The sequence below is a fragment of the Citrobacter sp. CK194 genome (genome assembly GCF_030333395.1).
GTDB lineage: Bacteria > Pseudomonadota > Gammaproteobacteria > Enterobacterales > Enterobacteriaceae > Citrobacter_B > Citrobacter_B koseri.
The window spans coordinates 519,702-546,043 of record NZ_JAOWGA010000013.1 but is presented as its reverse complement, the minus strand read 5'-3'; the positions used below and the strand labels follow the sequence as shown (position 1 = coordinate 546,043).

At 54.8% G+C, this 26,342-nt stretch carries 24 protein-coding genes; 4 read left to right on the top strand and 20 right to left on the bottom strand.

What is annotated here, in order from left to right; translation table 11 throughout:
- Positions 1-36: 36 nt before the first annotated feature.
- The 9 genes from OGX80_RS05330 to sdhC form a co-directional block, all read right to left on the bottom strand.
- Complete coding sequence (locus tag OGX80_RS05330) at positions 37-945, bottom strand: LysR family transcriptional regulator (RefSeq protein ID WP_024130527.1); 909 nt, start codon at positions 943-945, stop codon at positions 37-39.
- 589 nt (positions 946-1,534) lie between these two features.
- Entirely contained in the window at positions 1,535-2,404 is an 870-nt protein-coding gene (gene sucD, locus OGX80_RS05325) for a succinate--CoA ligase subunit alpha (protein WP_012133270.1), read from the bottom strand.
- A complete protein-coding gene (sucC, locus tag OGX80_RS05320; RefSeq protein WP_012133271.1) occupies positions 2,404-3,570 on the bottom strand; it encodes an ADP-forming succinate--CoA ligase subunit beta in 1,167 nt (388 codons plus the stop codon). The genes sucD and sucC overlap by 1 nt, the downstream gene beginning before the upstream one ends.
- Before the next feature lie 129 nt (positions 3,571-3,699).
- Positions 3,700-4,920 carry a 2-oxoglutarate dehydrogenase complex dihydrolipoyllysine-residue succinyltransferase gene (odhB, locus tag OGX80_RS05315; RefSeq protein ID WP_049011590.1) on the bottom strand — a complete coding sequence of 407 codons (1,221 nt, stop codon included), beginning with the start codon at positions 4,918-4,920 and terminating at the stop codon, positions 3,700-3,702.
- 14 nt (positions 4,921-4,934) lie between these two features.
- On the bottom strand, positions 4,935-7,736 hold the full coding sequence (gene sucA, locus OGX80_RS05310) for a 2-oxoglutarate dehydrogenase E1 component (RefSeq protein ID WP_012133275.1): 2,802 nt from the start codon (positions 7,734-7,736) through the stop codon (positions 4,935-4,937).
- A gap of 293 nt (positions 7,737-8,029) precedes the next feature.
- Entirely contained in the window at positions 8,030-8,746 is a 717-nt protein-coding gene (gene sdhB, locus OGX80_RS05305) for a succinate dehydrogenase iron-sulfur subunit SdhB (protein WP_012133276.1), read from the bottom strand.
- 15 nt (positions 8,747-8,761) lie between these two features.
- Positions 8,762-10,528, bottom strand: a complete 1,767-nt coding sequence (gene sdhA, locus OGX80_RS05300) for a succinate dehydrogenase flavoprotein subunit (protein WP_012133277.1) — start codon at positions 10,526-10,528, stop codon at positions 8,762-8,764.
- On the bottom strand, positions 10,528-10,875 hold the full coding sequence (gene sdhD, locus OGX80_RS05295) for a succinate dehydrogenase membrane anchor subunit (protein ID WP_012133278.1): 348 nt from the start codon (positions 10,873-10,875) through the stop codon (positions 10,528-10,530). The genes sdhA and sdhD overlap by 1 nt, the downstream gene beginning before the upstream one ends.
- Positions 10,869-11,273: a succinate dehydrogenase cytochrome b556 subunit gene (gene sdhC / locus OGX80_RS05290; RefSeq protein ID WP_047458089.1), complete on the bottom strand. Its 405-nt coding sequence runs from the start codon at positions 11,271-11,273 to the stop codon at positions 10,869-10,871. The genes sdhD and sdhC overlap by 7 nt, the downstream gene beginning before the upstream one ends.
- A 383-nt stretch (positions 11,274-11,656) precedes the next feature.
- Here sdhC and OGX80_RS22390 point away from each other — a divergent pair, with 383 nt between their 5' ends.
- From OGX80_RS22390 to OGX80_RS05280, 3 genes are all read left to right on the top strand, one after another.
- Positions 11,657-11,764: a hypothetical protein gene (locus tag OGX80_RS22390; RefSeq protein ID WP_418222314.1), complete on the top strand. Its 108-nt coding sequence runs from the start codon at positions 11,657-11,659 to the stop codon at positions 11,762-11,764.
- Positions 11,765-11,969: 205 nt separating this feature from the next.
- Positions 11,970-13,253 (top strand): citrate synthase, encoded by a 1,284-nt coding sequence (locus OGX80_RS05285; protein WP_012133280.1) that lies wholly within the window; start codon positions 11,970-11,972, stop codon positions 13,251-13,253.
- Between the two features lie 184 nt (positions 13,254-13,437).
- The gene (locus OGX80_RS05280) at positions 13,438-14,487 is read left to right on the top strand and encodes an AbrB family transcriptional regulator (protein WP_012133286.1); all 1,050 of its coding nucleotides are present in this window, start codon (positions 13,438-13,440) and stop codon (positions 14,485-14,487) included.
- Positions 14,488-14,492: 5 nt separating this feature from the next.
- Here the strand turns inward: OGX80_RS05280 and OGX80_RS05275 are convergent, their stop codons facing one another.
- The 4 genes from OGX80_RS05275 to OGX80_RS05260 all read right to left on the bottom strand — a co-directional run bounded on the left by OGX80_RS05275 (position 14,493) and on the right by OGX80_RS05260 (position 19,648).
- On the bottom strand, positions 14,493-15,284 hold the full coding sequence (locus OGX80_RS05275) for an oligogalacturonate-specific porin KdgM family protein (protein ID WP_115181836.1): 792 nt from the start codon (positions 15,282-15,284) through the stop codon (positions 14,493-14,495).
- Positions 15,285-15,365: 81 nt separating this feature from the next.
- Entirely contained in the window at positions 15,366-16,556 is a 1,191-nt protein-coding gene (locus tag OGX80_RS05270) for a glycoside hydrolase family 88 protein (RefSeq protein WP_114847765.1), read from the bottom strand.
- Between the two features lie 21 nt (positions 16,557-16,577).
- Positions 16,578-17,843, bottom strand: coding sequence for an oligosaccharide MFS transporter (locus tag OGX80_RS05265; RefSeq protein ID WP_181899088.1), 1,266 nt, complete (start codon positions 17,841-17,843; stop codon positions 16,578-16,580).
- A 23-nt stretch (positions 17,844-17,866) separates the two neighbouring features.
- Positions 17,867-19,648 (bottom strand): DUF2264 domain-containing protein, encoded by a 1,782-nt coding sequence (locus OGX80_RS05260; protein WP_233644125.1) that lies wholly within the window; start codon positions 19,646-19,648, stop codon positions 17,867-17,869.
- Between the two features lie 193 nt (positions 19,649-19,841).
- On the opposite strand from OGX80_RS05260, the gene OGX80_RS05255 reads away from it, so the two are divergent.
- On the top strand, positions 19,842-20,690 hold the full coding sequence (locus tag OGX80_RS05255) for an AraC family transcriptional regulator (protein ID WP_058668776.1): 849 nt from the start codon (positions 19,842-19,844) through the stop codon (positions 20,688-20,690).
- A 67-nt stretch (positions 20,691-20,757) separates the two neighbouring features.
- Here OGX80_RS05255 and nei read toward each other — a convergent pair whose 3' ends face one another.
- The 7 genes from nei to pxpB form a co-directional block, all read right to left on the bottom strand.
- The gene (gene nei, locus OGX80_RS05250) at positions 20,758-21,549 is read right to left on the bottom strand and encodes an endonuclease VIII (RefSeq protein ID WP_047458116.1); all 792 of its coding nucleotides are present in this window, start codon (positions 21,547-21,549) and stop codon (positions 20,758-20,760) included.
- 14 nt (positions 21,550-21,563) lie between these two features.
- Positions 21,564-22,208, bottom strand: coding sequence for a pyroglutamyl-peptidase I (pcp, locus tag OGX80_RS05245; protein ID WP_012133293.1), 645 nt, complete (start codon positions 22,206-22,208; stop codon positions 21,564-21,566).
- Positions 22,209-22,217: 9 nt separating this feature from the next.
- Positions 22,218-23,213 carry a DUF979 domain-containing protein gene (locus OGX80_RS05240; protein WP_115181838.1) on the bottom strand — a complete coding sequence of 332 codons (996 nt, stop codon included), beginning with the start codon at positions 23,211-23,213 and terminating at the stop codon, positions 22,218-22,220.
- Complete coding sequence (locus OGX80_RS05235; RefSeq protein WP_115181839.1) at positions 23,210-23,935, bottom strand: DUF969 domain-containing protein; 726 nt, start codon at positions 23,933-23,935, stop codon at positions 23,210-23,212. Before OGX80_RS05235 ends, OGX80_RS05240 begins: the two co-directional genes overlap by 4 nt.
- A gap of 79 nt (positions 23,936-24,014) precedes the next feature.
- Positions 24,015-24,749 carry a 5-oxoprolinase subunit PxpA gene (gene pxpA, locus OGX80_RS05230; RefSeq protein ID WP_049009860.1) on the bottom strand — a complete coding sequence of 245 codons (735 nt, stop codon included), beginning with the start codon at positions 24,747-24,749 and terminating at the stop codon, positions 24,015-24,017.
- Positions 24,739-25,671 carry a 5-oxoprolinase subunit PxpC gene (pxpC, locus tag OGX80_RS05225; RefSeq protein ID WP_012133297.1) on the bottom strand — a complete coding sequence of 311 codons (933 nt, stop codon included), beginning with the start codon at positions 25,669-25,671 and terminating at the stop codon, positions 24,739-24,741. The genes pxpA and pxpC overlap by 11 nt, the downstream gene beginning before the upstream one ends.
- Complete coding sequence (gene pxpB / locus OGX80_RS05220; protein ID WP_047458123.1) at positions 25,665-26,321, bottom strand: 5-oxoprolinase subunit PxpB; 657 nt, start codon at positions 26,319-26,321, stop codon at positions 25,665-25,667. The genes pxpC and pxpB overlap by 7 nt, the downstream gene beginning before the upstream one ends.
- Positions 26,322-26,342: the final 21 nt, after the last annotated feature.

Genomic DNA, 26,342 nt, shown 5'->3' with positions numbered 1-26,342 from the left:
TGTAGGCCGGATAAGGCCACTGGCCGGCATCCGGCGTCAGCGCTCCACCGCTGAGATTACCGATTTTTGCAGCAGCCAGTCACGGAAGATCTGTAAATACCGGGATTCCGCTTTTTCTTCGCGCCACGTCATAATAAACCGGTTCCCTGTACGCATCGGCACATCGCAGGGAATCACCATCTCACCGTTATCCAGATCGTGCTGGATCGCAAACCGGGGCAATAGCGCCACGCCCAGATTAGAACGCACGGCGGCAATCAGCATCGACAATAAATCAAAGCGCGGGCCTTTATTCACCAGCGGACTGTTGATATCCGACAGCGCGAACCATTCCTGCCAGCCTTTGATGCGCGTACTTTGATGCAAAAGGGGAAATTCATTGAGCAACTCTTCTACGGTCAGTTTTTGATTCGGCTGAGGTAAAAGGCTGCCACTGCATACGGGTAAAATTTCCTCTTCAAATAAATACTCCACCTCTGACCAGGGCGAGCAAAAATCTTCCCGCATAATGGCGGCGTCATACTCACGGTTAAGAAAATCGCCAATATTCGCCAGCGAATGAATATTAACGATAATGTCAGGATTTATTTTATTAAATTCACGTAAATTCGGAATCAGCCAGTGGGTACTGAACGTTGGGTTCACCGCCAGCTCAATGACCTGAACGGTGGGTTGCCAGGTCATTATCGTATTGGTATCGCGTTCAAGTTTGTTAAGTGTTTCTTTAACAATGCTCAGATAATGCTTACCGGCTGCATTTAAAAAAATTCGCTTTTTAGCATGGTTAAATAACGAGGTATGTAAAAAATCCTCCAGCGCATTCACCTGCCGGAACACGGCACTCTGAGTCAACGCCAACTCTTCTGCTGCCCGGGTATAGCTTTCGTGACGCGCCACCACTTCAAAAGTCACCAGTAATTCGGTCTTGGGTATCTTTCCTCTCATAACGTCTTCCATATGCAGCGTACAAAAATAGTTTAATTTATAAAAAATTAATGCAACCCCTCCAGATTATCCCCGAGAGTTATATTTTATTTTCTCCGCTAATGTCATTGATCCACTCCATGATTTACGCACACTGCCAGTGTTTAAATATTAAGCAATAATACTCAACCCCGACAATAAACACAATTTAAACGCGGTTAATTACAGGCAAATAGTGCTAATAAGTTCTTAATAATTTTTCATGTTAACTTGTTTTATGGAGAAAAAATGTTGCGAGGTGAATCAATATTATTTGTGGTTTATTTAAGGAGGATTTAACACGCGGCATAACAGAAAGCGACTGTTTATGTGTCTGATAATTTTCTGTTCGTCACCTGCTGGCAGGATGATATTAATAACAATAAGCGCGGGTAAACGTTTACCGCAGCAAGATGCTTATTTTCAACACGGTTAAGCGGCAAAACAGGCAAAAAAAAGGTCACCAGAAGGTGACCAACCATGTCGAAAACGGACCAGCCCTGCATCCTTCGCGCTTCAGGTATTCCCCTGTCGCACGAAGGAGTCGGGCCTTATTGCTGCTTTTTGAGAATTACTTCATTACGGCTTTCAGCGCTTCGCCGATATCCGCCAGGCTACGAACGGTTTTCACGCCTGCGGCTTCCAGCGCGGCGAATTTCTCATCCGCCGTACCTTTACCACCCGCGATAATCGCGCCCGCGTGACCCATACGCTTGCCTTTCGGCGCGGTAACGCCCGCGATGTAACCAACAACCGGCTTGGTTACGTGTTCTTTGATGTATGCCGCCGCCTCTTCTTCCGCGCTACCGCCGATCTCACCGATCATCACGATCGCTTCAGTCTGCGGATCTTCCTGGAACAGTTTCAGGATATCGATGAAGTTAGAGCCCGGGATCGGGTCGCCGCCGATGCCCACACAGGTGGACTGGCCGAAACCGTAGTCAGTGGTCTGCTTAACCGCTTCATAGGTCAGCGTACCGGAGCGGGACACGATGCCCACTTTGCCCGGCTTGTGGATGTGGCCCGGCATGATGCCGATTTTGCACTCGCCTGGGGTGATCACGCCCGGGCAGTTCGGCCCGATCATGCGCACGCCCGCTTCGTCAAGCGCGACTTTCACGGTCAGCATATCCAGCGTCGGGATGCCTTCAGTGATGGTGATAATCAGTTTGATGCCCGCGTCGACAGCTTCCAGAATGGAGTCTTTACAGAACGGCGCCGGAACGTAGATAACCGTTGCGGTGGCGCCAGTGGCTTCTACCGCTTCACGCACGGTATTGAACACCGGCAGACCCAGATGCGTGGTGCCGCCTTTGCCTGGCGTTACGCCGCCCACCATCTGCGTGCCGTAAGCAATCGCCTGTTCAGAGTGGAAAGTCCCCTGGCTACCGGTAAAGCCCTGGCAGATAACCTTGGTGTTTTTATCGATTAAAACAGACATTATTTCCCCTCCACTGCGGCAACAACCTGCTGAGCTGCATCCGTCAGACTTTTCGCTGCAATAATATTCAGGCCGCTGTCAGCCAGTTTTTTCGCGCCGAGTTCGGCGTTGTTGCCTTCCAGACGTACGACAACCGGTACGCTAACACCCACTTCTTCTACCGCGCCGATGATACCGTCGGCAATCAGGTCGCAACGGACGATGCCGCCGAAGATGTTAACCAGAACCGCTTTCACGTTGTCATCAGAGAGGATGATTTTGAACGCTTCGGTTACGCGCTCTTTGGTCGCGCCGCCGCCTACGTCGAGGAAGTTAGCCGGTTCGCCGCCGTGCAGTTTAACGATGTCCATCGTGCCCATCGCCAGACCTGCGCCGTTAACCATGCAGCCGATGTTGCCGTCCAGCGCCACGTAGTTCAGTTCCCACTGCGCCGCCTGCGCTTCACGCGGGTCTTCCTGAGACTGGTCGCGCATTTCGCGCAGATCCGGCTGGCGGAACAGCGCGTTGCCGTCAGCGCCCAGTTTACCGTCGAGACAGATCAGATCGCCTTGTTTAGTGATCACCAGCGGGTTGATTTCGATCAGCGCCAGATCGCGCTCAAGGAAAATGGTCGCCAGACCCATAAAGATCTTCGTAAATTGCTGAACCTGCTTACCTTCCAGACCCAGTTTGAACGCCAGTTCACGGCCCTGATACGGCATTGGGCCCGCCAGCGGATCGAGGGCGATTTTGTGGATCAGGTGCGGGGTCTCTTCCGCCACTTTTTCGATTTCCACGCCGCCTTCGGTGGAGGCCATAAAGACCACGCGGCGGGAACTACGGTCAACAACCGCGCCAAGATACAGCTCTTTATCGATATCGGTCGCCGCTTCAACCAGAATCTGGTTGACCGGTTGACCGTTAGCGTCTGTCTGGTAGGTCACGAGGCGTTTACCCAGCCAGTGTTCCGCGAACGCGCGAATCTCTTCTTTGCTGTTAACAACCTTCACACCGCCCGCTTTGCCACGGCCGCCTGCGTGAACCTGACATTTTACTACCCACGGACCCGCGCCGATTTTTGAAGCGGCTTCTTCTGCTTCACGCGGAGTAGTACAGGCATAACCCACCGGCGCCGGTAAGCCATAGCGGGCAAAAAGTTGTTTTGCCTGATATTCATGTAAGTTCATGTGTTCTGTCCATCCTTCAGGTAATCGTTATCTTTAAACCTGTAGGCCTGATAAGACGCGGCTGCGTCGCCATCAGGCATCTCACCAGCGCCTTATCCGGCCTACAGGGCAGGTGACACTAAAAAGTGACTACACGTCCAGCAGCAGACGCGTCGGATCTTCCAGCAGCTCTTTAATGGCGACCAGGAAGCCCACTGATTCACGACCATCGATCAGACGGTGATCGTAAGACAGCGCCAGGTACATCATCGGCAGGATCTCAACCTTACCATCCACCGCCATCGGACGATCTTTGATCGCATGCATGCCGAGGATTGCGCTCTGCGGCGGGTTGATGATCGGGGTAGACATCAGCGAGCCGAACACGCCACCGTTGGTGATGGTGAAGTTACCGCCGGTCAGATCGTCCACCGTCAGCTTACCGTCACGCCCTTTCACGGCCAGTTCTTTGATTTTTTTCTCGATATCCGCCATGCCGAGGGTATCGACATCACGCAGTACCGGCGTTACCAGACCACGCGGCGTGGAAACCGCCATGCTGACGTCGAAGTAGTTGTGATACACCACGTCGTCGCCATCAATGGAGGCGTTCACTTCCGGGTAGCGTTTCAGCGCTTCAACCACCGCTTTCACGTAGAAGGACATGAAGCCCAGACGAATGCCATGACGTTTTTCAAACGCGTCGCCGTACTGCTTACGCAGATCCATGATTGGCTTCATGTTGACTTCGTTGAACGTGGTCAGCATCGCGGTGGAGTTTTTCGCTTCCAGCAGACGCTCGGCTACGCGCTTGCGCAGACGGGTCATCGGGACGCGTTTTTCACTGCGAGCGCCAAGCGCAGGCTGTGCGGCAGGCGCGGCTTCCGGCGCTTTGGCTTCCACTTTCGCCGGTGCCTTCGCCAGATGTTTTTCCACATCTTCGCGCGTGATGCGACCGCCTACGCCCGTGCCTTTGATGGCGCTGGCGTCGAGGTTATGTTCACCCAACAGACGGCGGATCGCCGGGCTGAGGGCATCGTTGTTCTGCTCGGATAGCGACGCCTGCTGGCGCTGAGCCGGTGTAGACGCTTTCTCTTCGGATTTGGCGCTGGTCTCTTTACCGGAGCTGTTGCCTTCACGCAGGCGACCCAGGATCTGGCGAGACGTTACCGTCGTACCTTCATCTTCCAGAACCGCATCCAGAATGCCGTCAGCCGATGCCGGTACTTCCAGTACCACTTTGTCAGTTTCGATTTCTACCAGCACTTCATCACGCTGGACACTATCGCCCGGTTTTTTGTGCCAGGTCGCAACGGTTGCGTCCGCTACGGACTCAGGCAGGTCGGGAACAAGAATATCTACGCTACTCATTATTTATCCTTTAATTAATCGACGTTCAGCGCGTCATTAACCAGATCTTGTTGCTGTTTCTGGTGAACGGACAGATACCCTACCGCCGGAGAGGCGGAGGCCGGGCGACCTGCGTAACGCAGAGCAGACCCAAATGGAATCACTTCACGGAAATGATGCTGACTACAGTACCATGCGCCCTGGTTGAGCGGCTCTTCCTGGCACCAGACAAAATCATGTACGTGGGCGTACGGTTTCAGCGCTTCCTGAACCGCTTTGTGCGGGAACGGGTAGAGCTGTTCAATGCGCACAATGGCGACATCTTTCTGATCGTTTTTACGGCGTTGTTCCAGCAGGTCGTAATAAACCTTACCAGAACACATCACCACGCGCTTCACGCCTTGCGGATCGAGCTCATCAACCTCGCCAATCGCTGGCTGGAAGGCGCCGTTGGCCAGTTCGTCCAGGCTGGAGACCGCCAGCGGATGACGCAGCAGCGACTTCGGCGACATAACGACCAGCGGACGGCGCATACCGCGCAGCGCCTGACGACGCAGCATGTGGTAAACCTGCGCCGGAGTGGACGGGACGCAAACCTGCATGTTTTGCTCAGCGCAAAGTTGCAGATAACGTTCCAGACGCGCGGAGGAGTGCTCCGGCCCCTGCCCTTCGTAGCCGTGCGGCAGCAGCATCACCAGGCCGCACATCCGCCCCCATTTCTGCTCGCCAGAGGAGATGAACTGATCGATCACCACCTGCGCGCCGTTGGCGAAGTCGCCGAACTGCGCTTCCCAGATGGTCAGGGTGCGCGGTTCAGCGGTCGCATAGCCGTATTCGAACGCCAGCACCGCTTCTTCAGACAGGACGGAGTCCCAGACGCGGAAGGTGCCCTGACCGTTATGAATGTGCTGCAACGGCGTATACGTGGAACCATTTGCCTGGTTATGAATCACCGCATGACGGTGGAAGAAGGTGCCGCGACCGGAGTCCTCGCCGGACAGACGCACCGGAATCCCCTCATCAACCAGCGTGGCGTAGGCCAGCGTTTCCGCGCCGCCCCAGTCGAACAGCTTCTCGCCAGCGGCCATCGACTGACGATCGCCGTAAATTTTGGCGACGCGCGACTGCATTTCTACCGCTTCCGGCACCGTGCTGATGCGTTTAGCCAGTTCCTGCAAACGCTTCATTTCCACCTTGTTCGGGTAGCTCTCATCCCATTCATGGTTGAGGTACGGCGACCAGGTGAAGGAGTGCATGTTCATCGGACGCCACTCTTTCACCACGCATTCGCCTGCATCCAGCGCATCGCGGTAGAGGTTGACCATTTCAGTGGCGTCTTCCAGCGTAGCGACCTTGTCCGCTTCCAGCTTGTCGGCGTAGAGTTTACGCGGCGTCGGATGCTTTTTGATTTTCTGGTACATCAGCGGCTGGGTTGCGCTCGGCTCGTCGGCTTCGTTATGGCCGTGACGGCGGTAGCACACCAGATCGATGAAGACATCGCGTTTAAAGGTGTTACGGAAGTCCAGCGCCAGACGGGTAACGAAAGCCACCGCTTCCGGGTCATCCGCGTTAACGTGGAAAATCGGCGCCTGAACCATCTTGCCAATGTCGGTGCAGTATGGGGTGGAACGCGCATCCAGCGGGTTGGAGGTGGTAAAGCCCACCTGGTTGTTGATGACGATACGCACCGTACCGCCCACTTCGTAACCACGCGCCTTGGACATGTTCAGGGTTTCCTGAACCACGCCCTGGCCCGTCACTGCGGCGTCGCCGTGAATGGTGATTGGCAGCACTTTATTGCTGCTCGGCTCATCCAGACGATCCAGACGGGCGCGCACGGAACCGATCACCACCGGGCTGACGATTTCCAGGTGCGACGGGTTAAACGCCAGCGCCAGGTGAACCAGACCGCCTTCGGTTTCGATATCAGACGAGAAGCCCATGTGGTACTTCACGTCGCCGGTGCCGAGGTGTTCTTTATGTTTGCCCGCAAATTCGTCGAACAGATCCTGCGGTTTTTTACCCAGCACGTTGACCAGCACGTTCAGACGACCACGGTGCGCCATACCCAGCACCACTTCGCGGGTGCCGCTGTTGCCCGCATGGCGGATCATCTCTTTGAGCATCGGGATTAACGCATCGCCGCCTTCCAGCGAGAAGCGTTTCGCCCCCGGGAATTTCGCCCCCAGATAACGCTCCAGCCCTTCGGCGGCGGTCAGTTCGTTGAGGAAGCGTTTTTTCTCTTCCGCGCTGAAGGCGGCGCGGCCGGATTCGATACGCTGCTGAATCCAGCGTTTCTCTTCGGTGCTGGTGATGTGCATATACTCGGCGCCAATCGGGCCGCAGTATGTTTGTTTGAGCGCGGAAATAAGTTCGCCCAGCTTCATCGTCTCTTTGCCAATCGCAAAAGAACCTACGTTAAAGCTTTCCTGGAAATCGGCCTCTGTCAGATCGTGGAAAGAGGGGTCCAGATCCGCCACGTTTTCTTGTTCCCACAGTCCCAGCGGATCGAGATTCGCATGCTGGTGACCACGGAAACGATAAGCGTTGATAAGTTGCAGGACTTTGACCTGCTTCGTATTGGTGTCAGGGTCGGAAATCGAAGAAGAGTAACGTGAGGCATCCTTCGCCAGACGACGGAAATAATCACGCGTTTTTGAATGGAATTGATCCGGTTTGACTCCGGTGCCAGGTAACTGCTGGAACGTCGAACGCCAGTTAGCGTCTACCGAGTCAGGATCGGTTAAGAAGTCTTCATAGAGCTGTTCTATCCAGCTCTGGTTTGCGCCAGAGAGGTAAGAAGAGTCCAACCAGGCTTTCAAAGCGCTGTTCTGCATCGTGATCCCTTAAGCATTCTGTATGCTTACTTCGCCGTGGATACTACCACGCACATTGCTGTGCGTGCCGGGGTTCACTTGCGAGCTCTTCTCTGTGTAGCGGCTCGCGAAGGAACCTTTAGAAACTGTCTAACCATCAGGGCAGTTTTTAAAGGTTTCCTGCATTTCAAACCGGTGGTGGCCCCGTAGACCTGATAAGCGTAGCGCCATCGGGCAATATATGCCGGATGACGACGCCAACGTCTTATCCGGCCTACGGGACTGTCATTTACTGCGCTTACCGGCGTTATTATTTACGCACTGCGTTGCAACAACATCGACTTAATATGGCCGATGGCGCGCGTCGGGTTCAGCCCCTTAGGACATACACTGACGCAGTTCATGATGCTATGACAGCGGAATACGCTGAATGCATCGCTCAGGTCTTCCAGGCGGCTGTCGGTCTCGGTATCACGGCTATCGATCAGGAAACGATACGCTGCTAACAGACCTGCCGGGCCGATAAACTTATCCGGGTTCCACCAGAACGACGGGCACGACGTTGAACAGCACGCACAAAGAATACACTCATACAGCCCATCGAGTTTTTCACGCTGCTCGGGCATCTGTAAATGCTCACGAGCGGGTGGATTTTGCCCATTATTCAATAAGTAAGGCTTAATCTTCTCATATTGTGCGTAGAATTGCCCCATGTCTACCACCAAATCGCGGATAACCGGTAAACCGGGCAGCGGACGGATAACAATCTTCTTACCCGGCTGGTGTAGCGCCGAAACCGGCGTAATACACGCCAGGCCGTTTTTGCCGTTCATGTTCAGGCCATCTGAACCGCACACGCCTTCACGGCATGAGCGACGGAAAGAGAGGCTGGGATCTTTCTCTTTCAGCTGCATCAGCGCATCCAGCAGCATCATGTCACGCCCTTCTTCGCCTTCCAGGGTGTAATCCTGCATACGCGGAGCGTCATCAACATCCGGGTTATAGCGATAAATCGAAAACTCGAGTTTCATTTTCCTGTCTCCGCATTAGTAAGTACGAATCTTCGGCGGGAATGCCGGGCGCAGTTTCGGTTCCATATTGACGCTACGACGCGTCATGGATTCCGTCTCTGGCAGATACAGGGAATGGCACAGCCAGTTTTCATCATCGCGATCCGGGAAGTCGAAGCGGCTATGCGCGCCACGGCTTTCGGTACGGAAGTTGGCGGATACCGCAGTTGCGTAAGCCGTTTCCATCAGGTTGTCCAGCTCCAGACACTCGACGCGCTGGGTGTTGAACTCGCTGGAGGTGTCATCCAGACGGGCGTTTTTCAGACGCTCACGGATCACCTTCAGTTGCTCAAGCCCTTTCGCCATCGCGTCGCCTTCACGGAATACCGAGAAGTTGTGCTGCATACATTCCTGCAACGCTTTACGGATAACCACCGGATCTTCGCCGTCACGGTTGTTGTTCCAGCGGTTGAGACGTTCCAGAGAGGCCTCAATGTCAGACTCGCTGGCGTCACGCAGCGCGCCCTGCTCGGCGATGGACTCCTGCAAATGCAGACCGGCCGCACGTCCGAAGACCACCAGGTCAAGCAGCGAGTTGCCGCCCAGACGGTTAGCGCCGTGTACGGATACGCAGGCGATCTCACCCACCGCGAACAGACCAGGAATCACCACGTCTTCGCCCTGCTCGTTCACGGTCAGCGCCTGACCGGTCACTTTGGTCGGGATACCGCCCATCATGTAGTGACAGGTTGGAATAACCGGGATCGGCTCTTTAACCGGGTCAACGTGCGCAAAGGTACGGGACAATTCGAGGATACCCGGCAGACGGGATTCGAGTACTTCTTTACCCAGATGGTCGAGCTTCAGTTTCGCGTGCGGCCCCCACGGGCCGTCGCAGCCGCGACCTTCACGGATTTCGATCATAATAGAACGCGCGACCACGTCACGACCGGCCAGGTCCTTCGCGTTCGGGGCATAGCGCTCCATAAAGCGCTCGCCATGTTTATTCAGCAGATAACCGCCTTCACCACGGCAGCCTTCTGTCACCAGCACGCCCGCGCCCGCAATGCCGGTCGGGTGGAACTGCCACATTTCCATATCCTGCACCGGAACACCGGCACGCAGCGCCATACCCACGCCGTCGCCGGTGTTGATATGAGCGTTAGTGGTGGACTGGTAAATACGGCCTGCGCCGCCGGTCGCCAGCACGGTTGCGCGCGCTTTGAAGTAGACCACTTCGCCGGTTTCGATACACAGCGCGGTACACCCCACTACCGCGCCATCCTGGTTTTTCACCAGATCCAGCGCATACCATTCAGAAAAAATGGTGGTGTGGTTTTTCAGGTTCTGCTGGTACAGCGTGTGCAACAGCGCGTGACCGGTACGGTCAGCCGCTGCTGCGGTACGCGCCGCCTGTTCGCCGCCGAAGTTTTTCGACTGGCCGCCGAACGGACGCTGATAGATACGGCCATCGTCAAGACGGGAGAAAGGCAGCCCCATGTGCTCCAGTTCCAGAATCGCTTCCGGGCCGGTTTTGCACATATATTCAATCGCGTCCTGGTCGCCGATGTAGTCCGATCCTTTTACGGTATCGTACATGTGCCATTCCCAGTTATCTTCATGGGTATTACCGAGCGCCACGGTGATGCCACCTTGTGCGGATACGGTATGGGAACGGGTTGGGAAGACTTTGGAGAGCAGCGCACAGGTCTGGCCGCTCTGGGAAATTTGCAGCGCTGCGCGCATACCTGCGCCGCCTGCGCCAATAACAACAGCATCAAATTCTCTGACTGGCAGTTTCATTACACACCCCACACCACAACAAATCCATAAATGACGTAAACCACCAGCGCAACAACGATTGCCAGCTGTAGCACAAGGCGCAGGGCCAGAGGTTTAACGTAGTCGGTCAACACCTGCCACATGCCGATCCAGGCATGAATCAAGATGGAGAAAAGTGCCAGCAGGGTGAAGACTTTGGTGAATGCCGATGAGAAGAAACCGCTCCAGACATCAAAGGTCAGCTCGCCGCTTATTGCGAAAAAGCCCACCATATAAACGATGTAGAGGGTCAGAACGATAGCGGTAGCACGGACCAGGATGAAGTCATGTACGCCATTGCGTCCTAATGCGGAGGCGTTGCTTACCATACGAGGACTCCTGCGAGAAGTGAAAGCACGACAGTGATAACAAAAGAGATTTTGGCTGAGCGTTTACCCGCTTCGAATGTTTCTTCCAGATAGCCAAAATCCATCATCATGTGACGAATACCGACCACGACGTGATACGCCAGCGCGGTGAGGATGCCCCACATAATAAATTTAACAAAGAAGCTCCCCATGATGGCGGATGCCTGCTGGAATCCTTCAGGGGAAGAGAGGCTGGTGCCCAATAACCACAACAGAATCCCGACCGCCACGAAGGTGATCACTCCAGAAACGCGATGGAGAATGGACGCTATCGCCGTGATTGGGAACCGGATCGTTGTCAGATCCAGATTGACAGGTCTTTGTTTTTTCACATTTCTTATCATGAATAACGCCCACATGCTGTTCTTATTATTCCCTTTGGACTTCGGGTACAGAGGGTGAATCTACCTGTAGCCAGAAAGACGACGGGATTTCCTTCCTCCGGTCTGCTTGCGGGTCAGACAGCGTCCTTTCTATAACTGCGCGTCATGTAAAACACTGCTTCCAGTTGCTAAAACGACACGTTACAACGCTGGGTGGCTCGGGATTGCAGGGTATTCCGGAGACCTGGCGGCAGTATAGGACGTTCACAAAATCATTACAATTAACCTACATATAGTTTGTCGGGTTTTATCCCGAACAGTGACATAGGTCACGATAACAACATTTATTTAATTTTTAATCATCTGATTTGACAAACATTAAACAAAGTTGTTACAAACAACACCAGAAAAGGCATATAATGCGCAAAAGTTATGGGGTCACTCTTTCACCTGCTAATAAGTTATGTAACAGTGTGGCGGTATTGACCAATTTATTCAGGACAGTTATTAGTGATAGTCAGGTTTAATAATTCGGATTGCTAAGTTGTTGATTTGTTGCTAATTCGCCATAAGTTAACTGTTTTTACCTGCAAGCGCCCATTGCTCTGTACCCTGGTTTTCTCCTCTTTCGCAGAGCGGCGAGCCAAATAACAAACTGGTAACGGTTGATTTATGTAACGAAGCAAATCTCACTGAGTAGTCTTAAGCAATAAGGCGCTAAGGAGACCGTAAATGGCTGATACAAAAGCAAAACTCACCCTAAATGGTGACTCTGCTATTGAACTGGATGTGCTAAAGGGCACACTCGGTCAAGACGTTATTGATATTCGTAGTCTCGGCTCAAAGGGGATGTTCACTTTTGATCCAGGTTTCACCTCTACCGCATCCTGCGAATCCAAAATCACCTTCATCGACGGCGACGAAGGCATTCTGTTACATCGCGGCTTCCCGATTGACCAACTGGCTACCGAGTCTAACTATCTGGAAGTATGTTACATCCTGCTGTACGGCGAGAAACCGACCCAGGCAGAGTACGACGAGTTCAAAACCACCGTCACACGCCATACCATGATCCATGAGCAGATTACCCGTCTGTTCCACGGTTTTCGCCGCGACTCGCATCCGATGGCCGTTATGTGCGGCGTCACCGGTGCGCTGGCTGCGTTCTACCACGACTCGATGGATGTGAATAATCCGCGTCATCGTGAAATCGCCGCGTTCCGCCTGCTGTCAAAAATGCCGACAATGGCGGCAATGTGTTACAAGTATTCTATCGGTCAACCGTTCGTCTACCCGCGCAACGACCTCTCCTATTCCGGCAACTTCCTGAACATGATGTTCTCCACACCGTGCGAAAACTATGAAGTTAACCCGGTGCTGGAACGCGCAATGGACAGGATTCTGATTCTTCACGCCGATCACGAACAGAACGCATCGACGTCAACCGTCCGTACCGCAGGCTCCTCCGGCGCGAACCCGTTCGCCTGCATCGCGGCGGGCATTGCCTCCCTGTGGGGACCGGCGCATGGCGGCGCGAACGAAGCGGCGCTGAAAATGCTGGTAGAAATCAGCTCTGTTAAACACATCCCGGAATTTATTCGCCGGGCAAAAGACAAGAATGATTCTTTCCGCCTGATGGGCTTCGGTCACCGTGTTTACAAAAACTATGACCCGCGCGCTACCGTCATGCGTGAAACCTGCCACGAAGTTCTGAAAGAGCTGGGCACCAAAGATGACCTGCTGGAAGTCGCGATGGAGCTGGAACACATCGCGCTGAACGACCCGTACTTTATCGAGAAGAAACTCTACCCGAACGTAGACTTCTACTCCGGCATCATTCTGAAAGCGATGGGCATTCCGTCCTCCATGTTCACCGTGATCTTCGCGATGGCGCGTACCGTGGGCTGGATTGCACACTGGAACGAAATGCACAGCGAAGGCATGAAAATCGCCCGTCCACGTCAGCTGTACACCGGCTACGAAAAGCGCGATTTCAAGTCTGATATTAAGCGTTAATCTGTAAACGCCGGATCTTATCCGGCCTACGATGATTCACTTTTGTAGGCCGGATAAGACATTTATGCCACCATCAGGCAAATAACAGCAAACCCACCTTTTCTTGACCCCCGTTATGTTATTCTCATCACGCTTTCCCTATGATTTATTGAGATTTCACGAGAGTTAACACAGGGAGCACAGGATGCCGGTTTTGCAGTGGGGTTTGTTGTTCCTGCTATCACTCCTTCTTTCGCTGGCTTTTCTCTGCATCCACCTTCCGGCGGCGCTGCTGCTCGGCCCGATGATTGCCGGTATCGCATTCAGTCTGAAAGGCATTACGCTGCAACTCCCCCGCTCCACTTTTCTCGCAGCGCAGGCCATTCTCGGCTGCATGATTGCGCAAAACCTTACTGGTTCGATTCTCACCACGCTGGCGGTGAACTGGCCGGTGGTGTTAGCCATTCTGCTGGTGACGCTGCTCTCCAGCGCGGTGGTCGGCTGGCTGCTGGTGCGCTACAGCTCACTGCCGGGCAATACCGGCGCATGGGGTTCCTCCCCCGGCGGCGCGGCGGCAATGGTGGCGATGGCGCAGGACTACGGCGCGGATATCCGCCTGGTGGCGTTTATGCAGTACCTGCGGGTACTGTTTGTCGCAGGCGCCGCCGTGCTGGTCACGCGGCTGATCCTCGGCGACAGCGCAGAAGCGGTCAGCCAGCAGATTGAGTGGTTCCCGCCGCTGAGCGGCAATCTGTGGAGCACGCTGCTGCTGGCTGCGGTTGCAGGCTTCGCCGGGCGCATATTGCGCATTCCTTCCGGTACGATGCTGGCACCGATGATCGTCGGCGCATGGCTTCATGCAGGCGGCATGATCGTGATTGAACTGCCGGAATGGCTGCTGGCGATTGCGTATATGGCCATTGGCTGGCGCATCGGATTAGGGTTCGACAGGCAGGTCTTTTTTATGGCGCTGCGTCCGCTGCCGCAGATTCTGGCCTCCATCTTTGCCCTGATGGCGATTTGCGCGGCGATGGCCTGGGGACTCGCCCACTACATGCAGATTGATTTTATCACCGCCTGGCTTGCCACCAGCCCCGGCGGGCTGGATACCGTGGCGGTGATCGCCGCCGGTAGCAACGCCGACATGGCGCTGATTATGGCGATGCAAACCCTGCGGCTGTTCAGCATTTTGTTGACCGGGCCTGCGGTTGCCCGTTTTATTTCAACCTATGCGCCGAAACAGCCGCAGGCATAAAATGTTTAATTTAAATTATATTTAAACCCAACCCTGATCTGGTATTCGTTTTTGGTGTCATCACCATCTTTATATTCATCCAGATAACCTAATTCAAAGAAGGGATAAAAACGCGGCGTTGCATGGAAGTTAAAAACAAAATTATGTTGCAGCGTATGGTTTTTACCATTCGCATATTCAAATTTATCACCATGCGTTTTACTGTAATATGTCGGATTATATTGCACCCAAAAATCTGGCGTAAAATATTTGGTCAGATAAATATCAACGCGATGTTCCGAAGAGTCATCCCAGTCGCCCTGTAGCGTCTGGCTGTCGTGATTTTGATGATTATAGCGATAGCGTAAAACGGCACCCAGCGTTGGGTCGAAGTGATAACCAATGCCGAGGTAAGGATCGATACGCGAACCGGCGGACTCCCAATGAAAGACAACCCCAGGTTCAAGCCAGAAGTCGCTCTCGCCCAGCGGGAACGGCTTGTTAAACTCCGCTTCTTCGTAGCTGCTTTTCCACTGCTCCATATTTTTACCGAGATCGGAGTCCGTCTCAAAACTCCAGTACATTCGGGCGAAAATACTGTTCGGATCCTGCACCACGCCTGTCAGCATCAGTCGTTGTAAAAAACGCTCGCTGGCCGTACGATATTGTGTGCGTGGCGCAAAATAAACCGTCGTGAACGGTTTTTCTTTTGCCTGTGGCGCCGTCGTTGAATGACTGTTATTGTCCGCAAAAACGCTGGCGGAAGGCATGACCAGTGCAGTCGCTAATAGGGCTGTATTCATATTCTTACTTTGCATTATATTTTCCTTGCAGAAACAGAGATAAAATCTCCCCCTGCTAACTGAATAGCATTATTATTCAACAGGAGGAGTGGGATATTACCAGTAACTATTCCAGCATGACGTTGCGCGGGTAATGGCCTCCATCAGGAAATAATCACCCCAGGCACAGCATTCATTCACGCCGACGTTACCTTTAAAATAATAAACAGAATGTTTTAATAATCCTTCGCCTTCTTTGTGCTCCAGATTGAGATAGCCGTCGAGCATCCGCTCAATCATTCGCAATGCCAGCGCCTCATAGCTTTCGCGATCGGGATGAGTCGCCGGAAGCTGTTTTACCAGCTCCAGCAAGGCGCAGGCGAGAATCGCGCTGGCAGAACTGTCTTTTTCGCTGTTGGGATCGGTCAGCGCCAGATCCCAGTAACAGACCAGGTCTTCCGGCAAACGGTTAATAAAATAGTTTGCCAGCGTCTGGCTCAATTCCAGCAGTTTCTCATCTCCGGTATAGAGGTAGTTCAGCAGAAAGCCATACACGCCCCATGCCTGCCCACGCGACCAGCAGGAATCGTCGGAGAACCCCTGATGGGTATTGCCAAAGCGTGGCTCACCGGTGTGAACATCCATATAGTACGTGTGAAACGTCGAGCCGTCCTCGCGCACAATATAGCGTCGCGCCTGCTCAATATGGCTTTTCGCCGCCTGGGCATAGCGCGGGTCGCCCGTTGTCGCGCTGGCCTGATACAACAACGGCAAATTCATATTGCAGTCAATGATCATCCTCCCCTGCTGCTCCGGGTTATCCAGCTCGCCCCACGCCTGAATAATGCCGCACTTGTCGTGATAGCGCTCCATCAACACTTCTGCCGCCTGCTGGGCGATATATATTGCCTCCCGGTTATCGGTCAATTTGCTGGCAGCCACGCATGAAAGGCTGTACAGAAACCCAAGGTCGTGGTGGTTAGTGTGGTCGCGCTTTGCGATACGTTCGCCAAAGGAGCGGACATGCTGCCCGGCTAACGCGCGATATGCGGCATTCCCTGTCCACTCCCATGCCAGCCACAGTTGCCCGGTCCAGAAACTGGTCGTCCACTCCTGATTATCGATAATCGGATAGATACCGTTTTTACATGCCGCGTCGGGAAAACGCTGGCCGAAATAAGCGCTGTTACGATCAACAGCCTTCAAAATCACCGGCAACGCATGACGAATTTTCTGCGCGATAGCAGCGCGCTCGCCGCGCTGTAGCGCAACAGGGACAATCGTTTCTTTACGGATAGTTGCAGACATAATTCTCTCGTTTTCTTTACTTTAATGAATGGCTTCTTGCCCGTGGGCAGGGATGGCGGTGTTTTTTTTATGCTGATAGCAGGGAGATAGCGTGATGGCGGAGATCCCGGTAAATATCAGCGCGATGATGCCCATAATCAGATAGGTGTGCTCAAAACCGATCTTCTGATAGGCATACCCGGCAGGCGGCGCCACCACGATAGAGCCGACGTAAATCATGGCCTGATAACCCAGCAGATACATCGTGGCGTTGACGCGCTTGTCGAAGTGTTCGGCGATATATTTGAAAACCGAGACCAGAATCAGCGCAATTTCAATTCCATACAGCGGTTTCACCAGGCAGATAATCAGCGGATCGTTAGTTAACCCGGAGATAATCAAACGCAGGCTGATCACCAGCCCTGTCAGGAGCATCCCCTGCTTGGCGCCGATGCGGTTAATAATGACGGGCACCAGCATCATGCCGAAGAACTCGGCGGCGGACTGCGCGGTGCTCATATAGCCAAACATGGCGTTTCCTTCTTCTTTAGTACTGAAGAAGGTGACGAAATAGCGAGAGAATTGCTGCTCGGCAATAAACATCATCCATGCCACGCCCGCGATATACAGGGAGAAGGTCCAGAACTTTTTATTGCGCAGCAGCTGGAACACATCGCCAATGACAATCTTCTCTTTCGACAGAACGTTGTTTTCTTCCTGACCAAAGTGATCGACCTTCAGCGTCAGCAGCACCGCAAACATGCACAGCGCGGAAACGGTGCTGATAACAAAGTTGATTTTGGGGGAGATATTGTAGAGATAGCCGGAAAACGACGACGCCGTCGCCCAGCCCAGCGCCGCCCACATGCGGATGCGGCCAAACTCCATGTCATACAGACGACTGAAACGGTCAACATACGACTCTTCCGCCGCCACGCCCGCATACCAGCCGAGGCTGAAAAACAGCGCGCCGACAATCATTCCGCTGACAAAATGGGTTTGCAGCAGCGGCAGATAGCACCAGATGTAAAACGGCGCCATCAGTGCCGAAACAATACAGACAAAATAGAGCAGGTGTTTTTTCATGCCCATTTTGTCCATGATGTAGCCGTAAACGGGTTTGATAATCACCGCAAAAACGCCGTTAACGGCAAACACCGTGCCGATTTCCACGCCATCCAGCCCGGCTTTATCCCCCAGCCAGATAGCATACAGGCCAAAACTGGCCGCCCAGGTAAAGGTAAACAGAAATACAAACAGACTCAGCTTGATGTAAGCCGAACGTGTCGACTGAACAGGGTTCATCATTATTTTCTCCGCATCAGCGTCAATTATTTTATTTCCAGCGTTTTCGAGTTCAGCGTCAGCACCTGATTGACACGATCGAATGCCATGACCACCGGCGGCGGCAGCGACGGAGACATCGTGGCGTTAACGCTACAGGCCAGCCAGTGAGTGCCCGGCGTGAGCGTCGTGCCGAGACAGGGGATCTCTCCAGGAGAGGCATACAGAATGTTGCTGTTCGGCGGGGTGGTGACGACCCGCGGTTGGCGTTCAGCCAGCAAATCCTCGATCTGACACACGCCGGAAGTGGTACTGAGAGTCAGCCCGTTTTTTGCCATTCGGGTCGTCGTCAGATGATGGCGATTCAGTGCGAATCCGCCTTCCACGCAGTCGAGCGTGCGTGGGGTTACAACGCGATGCAGCCGGAGATGTCCCTGCTCATGCGGAATAAGCCAGGTGGTGACGCTGACATCCGGCCAGGGGCGCCAGACGCTTCGAAGCCACGCTGGCGTCATCTCCACCGCATCACACTCGCGACGCCCGCGCCAGTAGCCGTCCTGCTCACTGAACATCAGCGTCGAGTCACAGGCGGCATGGTTCAGACCATACACGCCGCGTTCAAGGGTGAAACCAAAGTGGCTGGAATAGGCGAACTTGCAGTATTTGGCGTCGAAATTGACGAAGTTATTGCGATCGTACTGCCCGGACATCAGCATCCAGACGTGATGGTTATCCTCCGCATGAACAATAAACTGCCCGGCTTCCGCTATCGGGTGAACCGTCTCCAGCGCGGGCAATGGCGCGGGTTCCGCCTGCCAGAACGCACTCTCTTGCGGCAGCGCCAGAATCAGCAATGCCTTACATGCCCAGTACGGCGAACCGGGGCTGTTGTAATCTTCGGTCATCACCAGATTCGGGTATGTGTACCCCAGCGTGAACAAACCATCCGGGCCGATAAACGGTTGGCTCAGCCACCAGTCGATATGCCGCAGGATCAGCCCTTTGATAACCGGTACGCTAAACACATCCAGCCCGGTATATGCCACCGCGCTCCAGAATGCGACCTGTACGAAGCGATAAGTCAGGCTACGGCCAAAGGGGATCGCATTGCCGTCACCGGTAAAGTAATGGATATAATCTTTCGCGAACTGACGCGCGCGCTGACGATAGCGCAGGCAACGTTCGGGATCAGCATCCTGCATAAAGTGGCTGTACAGCAGGCTGTAAAAGTGAAACCCGCTGGAGATGTAGTAGTCGCGCGGCTTACCGGCGCCATCGGCGTACCAGCCGTTGCCAAGCCAGAACGGTTCAATGGCATTCAGATGCTTATCAATCACCATCATGTCGTAATGCCGCCCGACGCACTTAAGCCCCACCTGCACCAGCACCGGGAAGAAATGCCAGTTGTTATCGGGGATCTGAATGTCGGCGCTCTGGCGTAACCAGCGCTCCAGATTGTTTTGCTCGTCGATGGAGAGCGCTGACCAAAGCCCCGTTCCCGGTAACGCCAGCGCCAGGCCAAACGCCGCCATTTCGACGCATCGCTGATCGTTATCCGCCAGAGAACCCCAGTAATCAGGATGTTCGGGATCGCAGCCGTGACGAATACCGTCGATAAACGTCTCGCGAAAATCATCGGCTTCGCCACCGCTCAGTAACGGCGCCAGCAGCCACAGCAGACGGGAGAAACCTTCCATTCCGGCGACATCCGCCGGGTAGTGTGCAGACGTTTCTCCGGCGTCCAGACGCGTGTTCCCTCGCCTCAAATGGGGGACGGCTGACGCCAGCCATTGTTGCGCCAGTCCGACATATTCTTGCCTTATTCGCATAATGAAACCTCGTTTCATTTGATAAATGTTGGACGCATAATAAGGATTCAGACGGACAGACAAATGTGATAATTGTCGTATTTTCGGACAACGTCGGTGATGAATAACAACATTCATCCTCTTTTAGCGACAAAAATTCGATTAGAGTGATAAAAGTTTAAGTTTATTCACATTGCGGGAGAGGCGGGCAGAAATGCAGCGAATGGAAGACAGCAGTTATCTTGAGAATATCAACCTCAACGATAAGTCGATTTACTTTAACCGCATGAAGAATATGCCTGCCAACTACTACCACTGGCATCAGTGTGTGGAGATCCTGTCAGTTTCTCAGGGAGTTGGCATCGCGCTAATGGAGCACCAGCAGTACACCGTTAAACCGGGGCGCATTTTTATTTTTCCGCCGGGAAAGCTGCATAAGGTGTTTGTCGAGCAGGACGATCGTAATGTTTATCACCGTACAACGCTGCATTTTAATGGTTCAATTATTGAGCAGTACCTGCGGGATTTTCCGCGTCAGCAAATGTTGCTGCGTCAGCTCTGCGGTCGGGGAGAAAAGGCGCGGGTATTTGATGTCGGCGACGTACAGCCGGTGATTGAAACGCTGCTGAGCCGTTTTGAAACGCTGGTAAAAAGCAAAACGTTCAGCGTCAGCGACAGCGCATTTCTGGTGATGCAGATTATCAGCCTGCTGCCGCATCAGGAGCAGGCGACGGGATACAATACCTTTTCGGTCAGCATTATCCGTTGGATAGAAACTCATTTTCACCAGCGCTGCTCGCTGGACGATATCGCCCGCGAGATGGGCTGCTCGCGCGGACATGCCTCACGCCGCTTTCACGAGGAAACGGGCGGCACCATTCAGGAGTATCTGATGATGCGCCGTATCCGTCAGGCATGTGAATTGCTGTTGCACACCAACAGCTCAGTGCGTGAGATTGCCGAACAGGTCGGTTTCTCCGAGTACGCCTGGTTTATTACCTGTTTTCGCAAGAATATGGGTAAAACGCCGTTGCAATATCGCAAAACGTATTCCCCCGCCTAGTTTCCACGCTGGATGGTCTGGTCTGTAGGCCGGATAAGGCGAAGCCGCCACCCGGCGCGTTGACAGATTACGTCTGGCAGTGTGGACACCAGTAGAACGGGCGCGAGGAGAGCGTCGTTTTCTCAATAATGCCGCCGCAGCGCTCGCAGGCTTCGCCGTCCCGGTGGAACACCTTAAAGCGAAACAGCGCGCCGTGATGCGTGTTCTCATCCGCCTGACCGCGCGTGGTATAAGAAAGACGCGGGATATCGAGCAGCGCATGAGATAACGCCTCCAGCTGTTGGTCACTGAGATCTTTCGCCTTATGCTGCCCCGTCAGCCCTACCTGCCAGAGAATTTCCACACGCAGATAGTTGCCCAGCCCGGCGAGAAACGCCTGATCCAGCAACAGCCCGGAAAACTGACGATTACGAAAACGCGCAGAGAGCAGACGCGCTTTTACATCACTGGGCGTCAGCCGCGGGTCCAGCACGTCCGGCCCGACGCGTTGCAGAAACGGGTGGGTGGCGAGCTGTTCCGGCGTCAACATTTCAATGTCGGACGCGCTGTAAAGCAGAATGGTTTTATCCGCCGTTTGCAGGTTAACGCGTAATACCCGGCTGGTTGCCGGGATGTTCCCCGTCTCCACTACTCGCCATACGCCATACAACTGGTTATGGCTGTAGAGCGTCAGCCCCTGCGAAAAGTGGGTCAGCAACGCTTTCCCCCGCGTTTCGATATGGGTGACCGTCTGCCCAATCAGCGGCGATTCATACGGTTTTAACTGCGAAAAGGCAAACCAGACGTCCGTCAACGGTTTGCCTTTGATCGCCGCCTCCAGGTTATCCGCCGCACGACGGATCTCCGGGCCTTCAGGCATAGTTCTGTCCTTTGTTAGTGAGTTGCTCCGCCTGTTACTGCAATGTCAGTTTCCACATGAAGCGCTGTGACAATGGCGATTTCCAACGCCTGACGCACCGTTTCCGCCGCCATGCTGGGCGCACCAGGATGTGCCGCCGCCTGTTCCGGCAGATAAGGAATATGGATAAATCCACCCTTCACGTCCTGAATATCGCGCAATTTATGCAACAGTCCATACATTACGTGGTTGCAGACAAAAGTGCCTGCGGTCTGAGAGACCGATGCAGGAATCCCCGCTTCGCGCATCGCCGAGACCATCGCTTTGATCGGCAGCGTGCTAAACCAGGCTGCCGGGCCTTCCGCCACGATGGGCTCATCAACCGGCTGTCTGCCGCGATTATCGGGGATACGCGCATCGTCAATATTAATCGCCACGCGCTCCACGGTAATATCCGTACGCCCTCCGGCCTGCCCTATCGCCAGCACCAGCACCGGGGATAACGCGTCAATCGCCGCATTCAGCACGGTGAGAGAGTCGCCAAAGACGCAAGGGAGCTGGCGGGCCACCACGCGACACCCTGCGATGATAGCATTGTCGAGACGCGAGACCACTTCCCAGGAAGGGTTAACCTGCTCGCCGCCGAAGGGTTCAAACCCGGTGATTAATACCGTCTTCATCCTTCCTCCTTACAGAAACATCAGGAAATACATCAGAAACACGTTAACCAACAGCAGCACAATACCGGTCGGCACCTGCGCTTTGATCACCGCATTTTTATCCGGCAGTTCCAGCAGCGCCGCAGGCACGATATTAAAGTTTGCCGCCATCGGCGTCATCAGCGTTCCGCAGTAGCCGGAGAACATGCCGATTGCCGCCATCACCGCCGGGTTCCCGCCATGTTGCAGCACCAGGATTGGAATCCCAATCCCCGCCGTCACAATCGGGAATGCGGCAAAGGCGTTCCCCATCACCATCGTCAGTAGCGCCATACCGATGGTGTAGACCGCCACGGCGATAAAACGGCTATCGACGGCAAGATATTCCTGGGTGAGATACGAAATTCCACTGCCGACGCCTGCCGCGGTAAATAACAGCCCTAACGTGGCGAGGATCTGCGGCAAAATGAACGCCCAACCGATGGAATCCAGCAGACGACGCGCTTCCTGAATCGGCTGGTGCACCTTCTCATGCGTCATCTTTATCGCCATCCCCAGACCAATCAATGACCCCACAGTCATGGAAAACAGCGTCACCAGCGTGGCGTGATTGCCCGGCCCGAACAGCGCCTCCTGCAATCCGGGAACATGGTTGAACATAAGCACGCCGATCACCGTGACCACCGGGATCGCCAGCGCCGGATAAAACAGGCGGTTGCCCAGACGACTGGCGCTTTCCTCACGCTGTTCGCGAGTTCGCTGGTGATAGCTTCCGAGCTTCACGCCGCCAAAACCGGCAATCAGCGCCATCACCACCACCGCCCCACCGACGGCGATGTTAACCATGCGTTTGTCGCCCACCAGCTGATAAGTCCAGTCGCCGAGCAGGAACAGTACGCCATAAACGCCCCAGAATAACCCCGTCGTCAGGCGACGCGGGTTGGCTTTGTCCTGCCACGACATGACGGCGACAATCAACAGCACCACACCGGCCAGCCAATAGAGATAGCTTTGTTGAAAATTCATTTCACCTCTCCTTTGCTCATCGCCGCGCTGACTTTCGCCACTTCACGTTGCAGATAATTGTCCAGACGCCACAGGCGCGCGCCGTGAATCAGAAAAGCGCAGATCGCCGTCGGAATCCCCCACAGCGCAATATGCAGCGGCTCGGTCTGAATCCCGCCGGACTCCAGCATGAAGTTGTGCATAAAGATGATGGCGCCAAAAGCCACGAAAATGTCTTCACCAAAAAACAACCCGACGTTATCGGTGGCTGCTGACATTGCCCGCAGCCGGTAGCGAACCGTGCCTGGCAGTTCCCCGTGTATTTTCTCTGCCGCCCCTTCCGCCATCGGCGCCAGCAACGGACGCACCATTTGCGGATGGCCGCCGAGACTGGTCAGCCCCAGCGCTGCCGTCGCTTCGCGGACAAACAGATAGACAATCAGCAGACGTCCTGCCGTGGCGCTGCGGATTTTCGCGATCCACGCCTGCGCGCGCTCTTTGAGCCCGTGGCGTTCCAGCAGACCGATAACCGCCAGCGGAATCAGCAGAATAAAGGGCAGGTTACGGGTATTGAGGAACCCTTCACCCAGTTTTTCGAGGATCGTGGCGATCGGCATCTGCGCCGCCAGTCCCGTAACGATCCCGGCAATAATGACCACTAATACCGGGTTAAAGCGTAAAAGAAATCCAGCCACAATGACGGCGATACCCATCAGTGGCCAGAGAGAAATTGCGTCTCCCATGATCCGTTCCTGTCAGTCGTGTTGCGTTGTTTTTATTTGCACAGCGCCTCTTCGGGCACTGTGTCAGCCTGGTTATTGGTTATGCCATAATCCTGATACTGCGTTCTTCAAACGCCGCGCGCAAACGACGGGCAAAAGCGAGTGCGTGCTCGCCGTCGCCGTGAATACATACCGTTTGCGCCACAACGTTCGCCCATTCACCGGTAATGCTTTTCACTCTACCGGATTCCACCATGCCCAGCGTTTGCGCCAACGCGTGTTCTTCGTCTTCTACCAGCGCGCCCGGCTGGGTTCGCGGCACCAGGCTGCCGTCAGCCTGATACCCCCGATCGGCAAAAACCTCCTGACGCGTCGTCAGGCCATAATGCTCGCCTGCGCGAATCAGTTCGCTACCCGCCAGCCCGACCAGAATCAGCGACGGATCGCAGGCATGTACCGCTCTGGCGATGGCATCCGCCAGCTGTGGATCTTTCGCCGCCTGGTTGTACAACATACCGTGCGGTTTGACATGACGCATAACGCCGCCTTCCGCGCGGGCTATCGCCGCCAGCGCGCCGATCTGGTACAGCGTCTGGCCGTAGACGGTTTCCGGCGGTAACGTCATGGCGGTGCGGCCAAAGTTTTCCCGGTCAGGGAAACTGGGATGCGCGCCAATCGCCACGCCATTTTTCAGCGCTTCGCGCACGCTCGCCAGCATGGTTTGCGCATCGCCCGCGTGAAATCCGCAGGCGATGTTGGCGGATGACACCAGTTGCAGTAACGCCGCATCGCTGGCGCACCCTTCTCCTAAGTCTGCGTTAAGATCAATGTTCATCGTTGAGTCGCCATGTTAACTGTTCCAGATAACGCTGCTGGTCGTGACGCGCCTTAAGCGCCTCCTCCAGCGTACACTGAACAAAATGGATCGGTTGCCCGAGAGGGATCTGCGCCAGATGATACATATCCGCCTCAATGATGCAGGCGATACGCGGGTAGCCGCCGGTGGTCTGGGCATCGTTCATCAGCACGATCGGCTGACCATTATGCGGCACCTGAATAACGCCCGGCAGCAGCCCGTGCGACAGTAACTCACGTTCGGTGGTACGTTTCAGCGGTTGCCCCTGCAAACGATAGCCCATACGGTTACTTTGCGGGCTAAGCTGCCACGGCGAGCGCCAGAACGCCTCCTGCGAGGCCGCTTCAAACTCCTGGTATTCCGGGCCAGGCAACGCGCGAATCCGGTTCCCCCACAGCAGCTGTTTAACGCCCTGCGGGCCGCTGAACTGGCGTTCTGACCTTCCTGTCGCCAGCCGATCGCCATCTTTTAACAAGCGCCCTTCCAGCCCGCCAATGCCGACTTTCAGGTCGGTGCTGCATGACCCCATCACTTCAGGCACGTCAATACCGCCCGCCACGGCCAGATAGCTGCGCATTCCGTGGAGCGGGCGCTTCAGCGCCAGACGCTGCCCCGCTTTCACCGGCAGCCGCCAGCCGGTCCAGACCGGTTGGTCGTCCAGACGGGCCTCGCACCCGGCGCCGGTCAATGCAAACCAGCCGTCGGATTCAAATTCCACCACCAGTTGGCCGAGCGTAATCTCCAGCGCCGGAGCACTGGCGTCATTCCCCACCAGCAGGTTTGCGATATGCAGCGCCGGTTTGTCCAGCGCGCCGCAATGGCTAATACCGGACTGACGATAGCCGTGTCGTCCCCCATCCTGCACTGAGGTGTACATACCCGCGCGAATAATGTTCAGCATACCCCCTCCTTCTGCGGAACAAAGCGTATGGTGTCGCCCGGACGTAACAGGATGGGCTCATCCCGCTGTGGGTCGAACAGCTTCAGCGGCGTATGGCCGATTAATTGCCAGCCACCCGGCGTCGGCAGAGGGTAAATCCCGGTTTGCGGGCCGCCAATCCCCACGGAACCAGCCGGAACAATCAGGCGCGGTTCTGCCCGTCTTGGCGTGTGCAATTGTTCCGGTAAGCCCCCGAGATACGGGAAGCCCGGCTGAAAACCTAAAAACCAGACGACGTACTCTACTGAAGCGTGCAGTTCAACCACCTGCTTTTCGCTTAATCCGCTGTGTCGCGCCACCTCCGCCAGATCCGGGCCGCCCTCGCCGCCGTAGGTCACGGGAATTTCGATAAAGCGTGAATCAGGCTCCAGCGCCTCGCTCTCTTCCCACCAGCGCTGCAAACGTTCAATCGCATCCAGCGCCAGCGTCTGCGGCTCGCGCAGGATCACCGTGATATTGTTCATACCCGGAATTGCTTCAACAACATTCGGCATATCGACCAGGCGCTGCGCCAGTCGCCAGATGCGTTTCTGGGATGCCAGCGTGACCGGCGGCTCAAGCTCCAGCACCACCGCCGTTTCACCTAACAGATAACAACGCGCTCGTTGCACTTTCGTCCCTCTCGTGTTTTA

What these genes read in the sequence shown, in the direction of transcription:
- nei (WP_047458116.1), bottom strand. Translation starts at nt 21,549, where the DNA reads ATGCCTGAAGGCCCGGAGATCCGTCGTGCGGCGGATAACCTGGAGGCG.
- pxpA (WP_049009860.1), bottom strand. Translation starts at nt 24,749, where the DNA reads ATGAACATTGATCTTAACGCAGACTTAGGAGAAGGGTGCGCCAGCGAT.
- sdhA (WP_012133277.1), bottom strand. Translation starts at nt 10,528, where the DNA reads ATGAAACTGCCAGTCAGAGAATTTGATGCTGTTGTTATTGGCGCAGGC.
- sucD (WP_012133270.1), bottom strand. Translation starts at nt 2,404, where the DNA reads ATGTCTGTTTTAATCGATAAAAACACCAAGGTTATCTGCCAGGGCTTT.
- OGX80_RS05260 (WP_233644125.1), bottom strand. Translation starts at nt 19,648, where the DNA reads ATGCGAATAAGGCAAGAATATGTCGGACTGGCGCAACAATGGCTGGCG.
- OGX80_RS05285 (WP_012133280.1), top strand. Translation starts at nt 11,970, where the DNA reads ATGGCTGATACAAAAGCAAAACTCACCCTAAATGGTGACTCTGCTATT.
- sdhD (WP_012133278.1), bottom strand. Translation starts at nt 10,875, where the DNA reads ATGGTAAGCAACGCCTCCGCATTAGGACGCAATGGCGTACATGACTTC.
- OGX80_RS05280 (WP_012133286.1), top strand. Translation starts at nt 13,438, where the DNA reads ATGCCGGTTTTGCAGTGGGGTTTGTTGTTCCTGCTATCACTCCTTCTT.
- pcp (WP_012133293.1), bottom strand. Translation starts at nt 22,208, where the DNA reads ATGAAGACGGTATTAATCACCGGGTTTGAACCCTTCGGCGGCGAGCAG.
- sucC (WP_012133271.1), bottom strand. Translation starts at nt 3,570, where the DNA reads ATGAACTTACATGAATATCAGGCAAAACAACTTTTTGCCCGCTATGGC.
- OGX80_RS05330 (WP_024130527.1), bottom strand. Translation starts at nt 945, where the DNA reads ATGAGAGGAAAGATACCCAAGACCGAATTACTGGTGACTTTTGAAGTG.
- OGX80_RS22390 (WP_418222314.1), top strand. Translation starts at nt 11,657, where the DNA reads ATGCGCAAAAGTTATGGGGTCACTCTTTCACCTGCTAATAAGTTATGT.
- odhB (WP_049011590.1), bottom strand. Translation starts at nt 4,920, where the DNA reads ATGAGTAGCGTAGATATTCTTGTTCCCGACCTGCCTGAGTCCGTAGCG.
- sucA (WP_012133275.1), bottom strand. Translation starts at nt 7,736, where the DNA reads ATGCAGAACAGCGCTTTGAAAGCCTGGTTGGACTCTTCTTACCTCTCT.
- OGX80_RS05235 (WP_115181839.1), bottom strand. Translation starts at nt 23,935, where the DNA reads ATGGGAGACGCAATTTCTCTCTGGCCACTGATGGGTATCGCCGTCATT.
- OGX80_RS05255 (WP_058668776.1), top strand. Translation starts at nt 19,842, where the DNA reads ATGCAGCGAATGGAAGACAGCAGTTATCTTGAGAATATCAACCTCAAC.
- OGX80_RS05265 (WP_181899088.1), bottom strand. Translation starts at nt 17,843, where the DNA reads ATGATGAACCCTGTTCAGTCGACACGTTCGGCTTACATCAAGCTGAGT.
- OGX80_RS05275 (WP_115181836.1), bottom strand. Translation starts at nt 15,284, where the DNA reads ATGCAAAGTAAGAATATGAATACAGCCCTATTAGCGACTGCACTGGTC.
- OGX80_RS05270 (WP_114847765.1), bottom strand. Translation starts at nt 16,556, where the DNA reads ATGTCTGCAACTATCCGTAAAGAAACGATTGTCCCTGTTGCGCTACAG.
- pxpC (WP_012133297.1), bottom strand. Translation starts at nt 25,671, where the DNA reads ATGCTGAACATTATTCGCGCGGGTATGTACACCTCAGTGCAGGATGGG.
- sdhC (WP_047458089.1), bottom strand. Translation starts at nt 11,273, where the DNA reads ATGTGGGCGTTATTCATGATAAGAAATGTGAAAAAACAAAGACCTGTC.
- OGX80_RS05240 (WP_115181838.1), bottom strand. Translation starts at nt 23,213, where the DNA reads ATGAATTTTCAACAAAGCTATCTCTATTGGCTGGCCGGTGTGGTGCTG.
- sdhB (WP_012133276.1), bottom strand. Translation starts at nt 8,746, where the DNA reads ATGAAACTCGAGTTTTCGATTTATCGCTATAACCCGGATGTTGATGAC.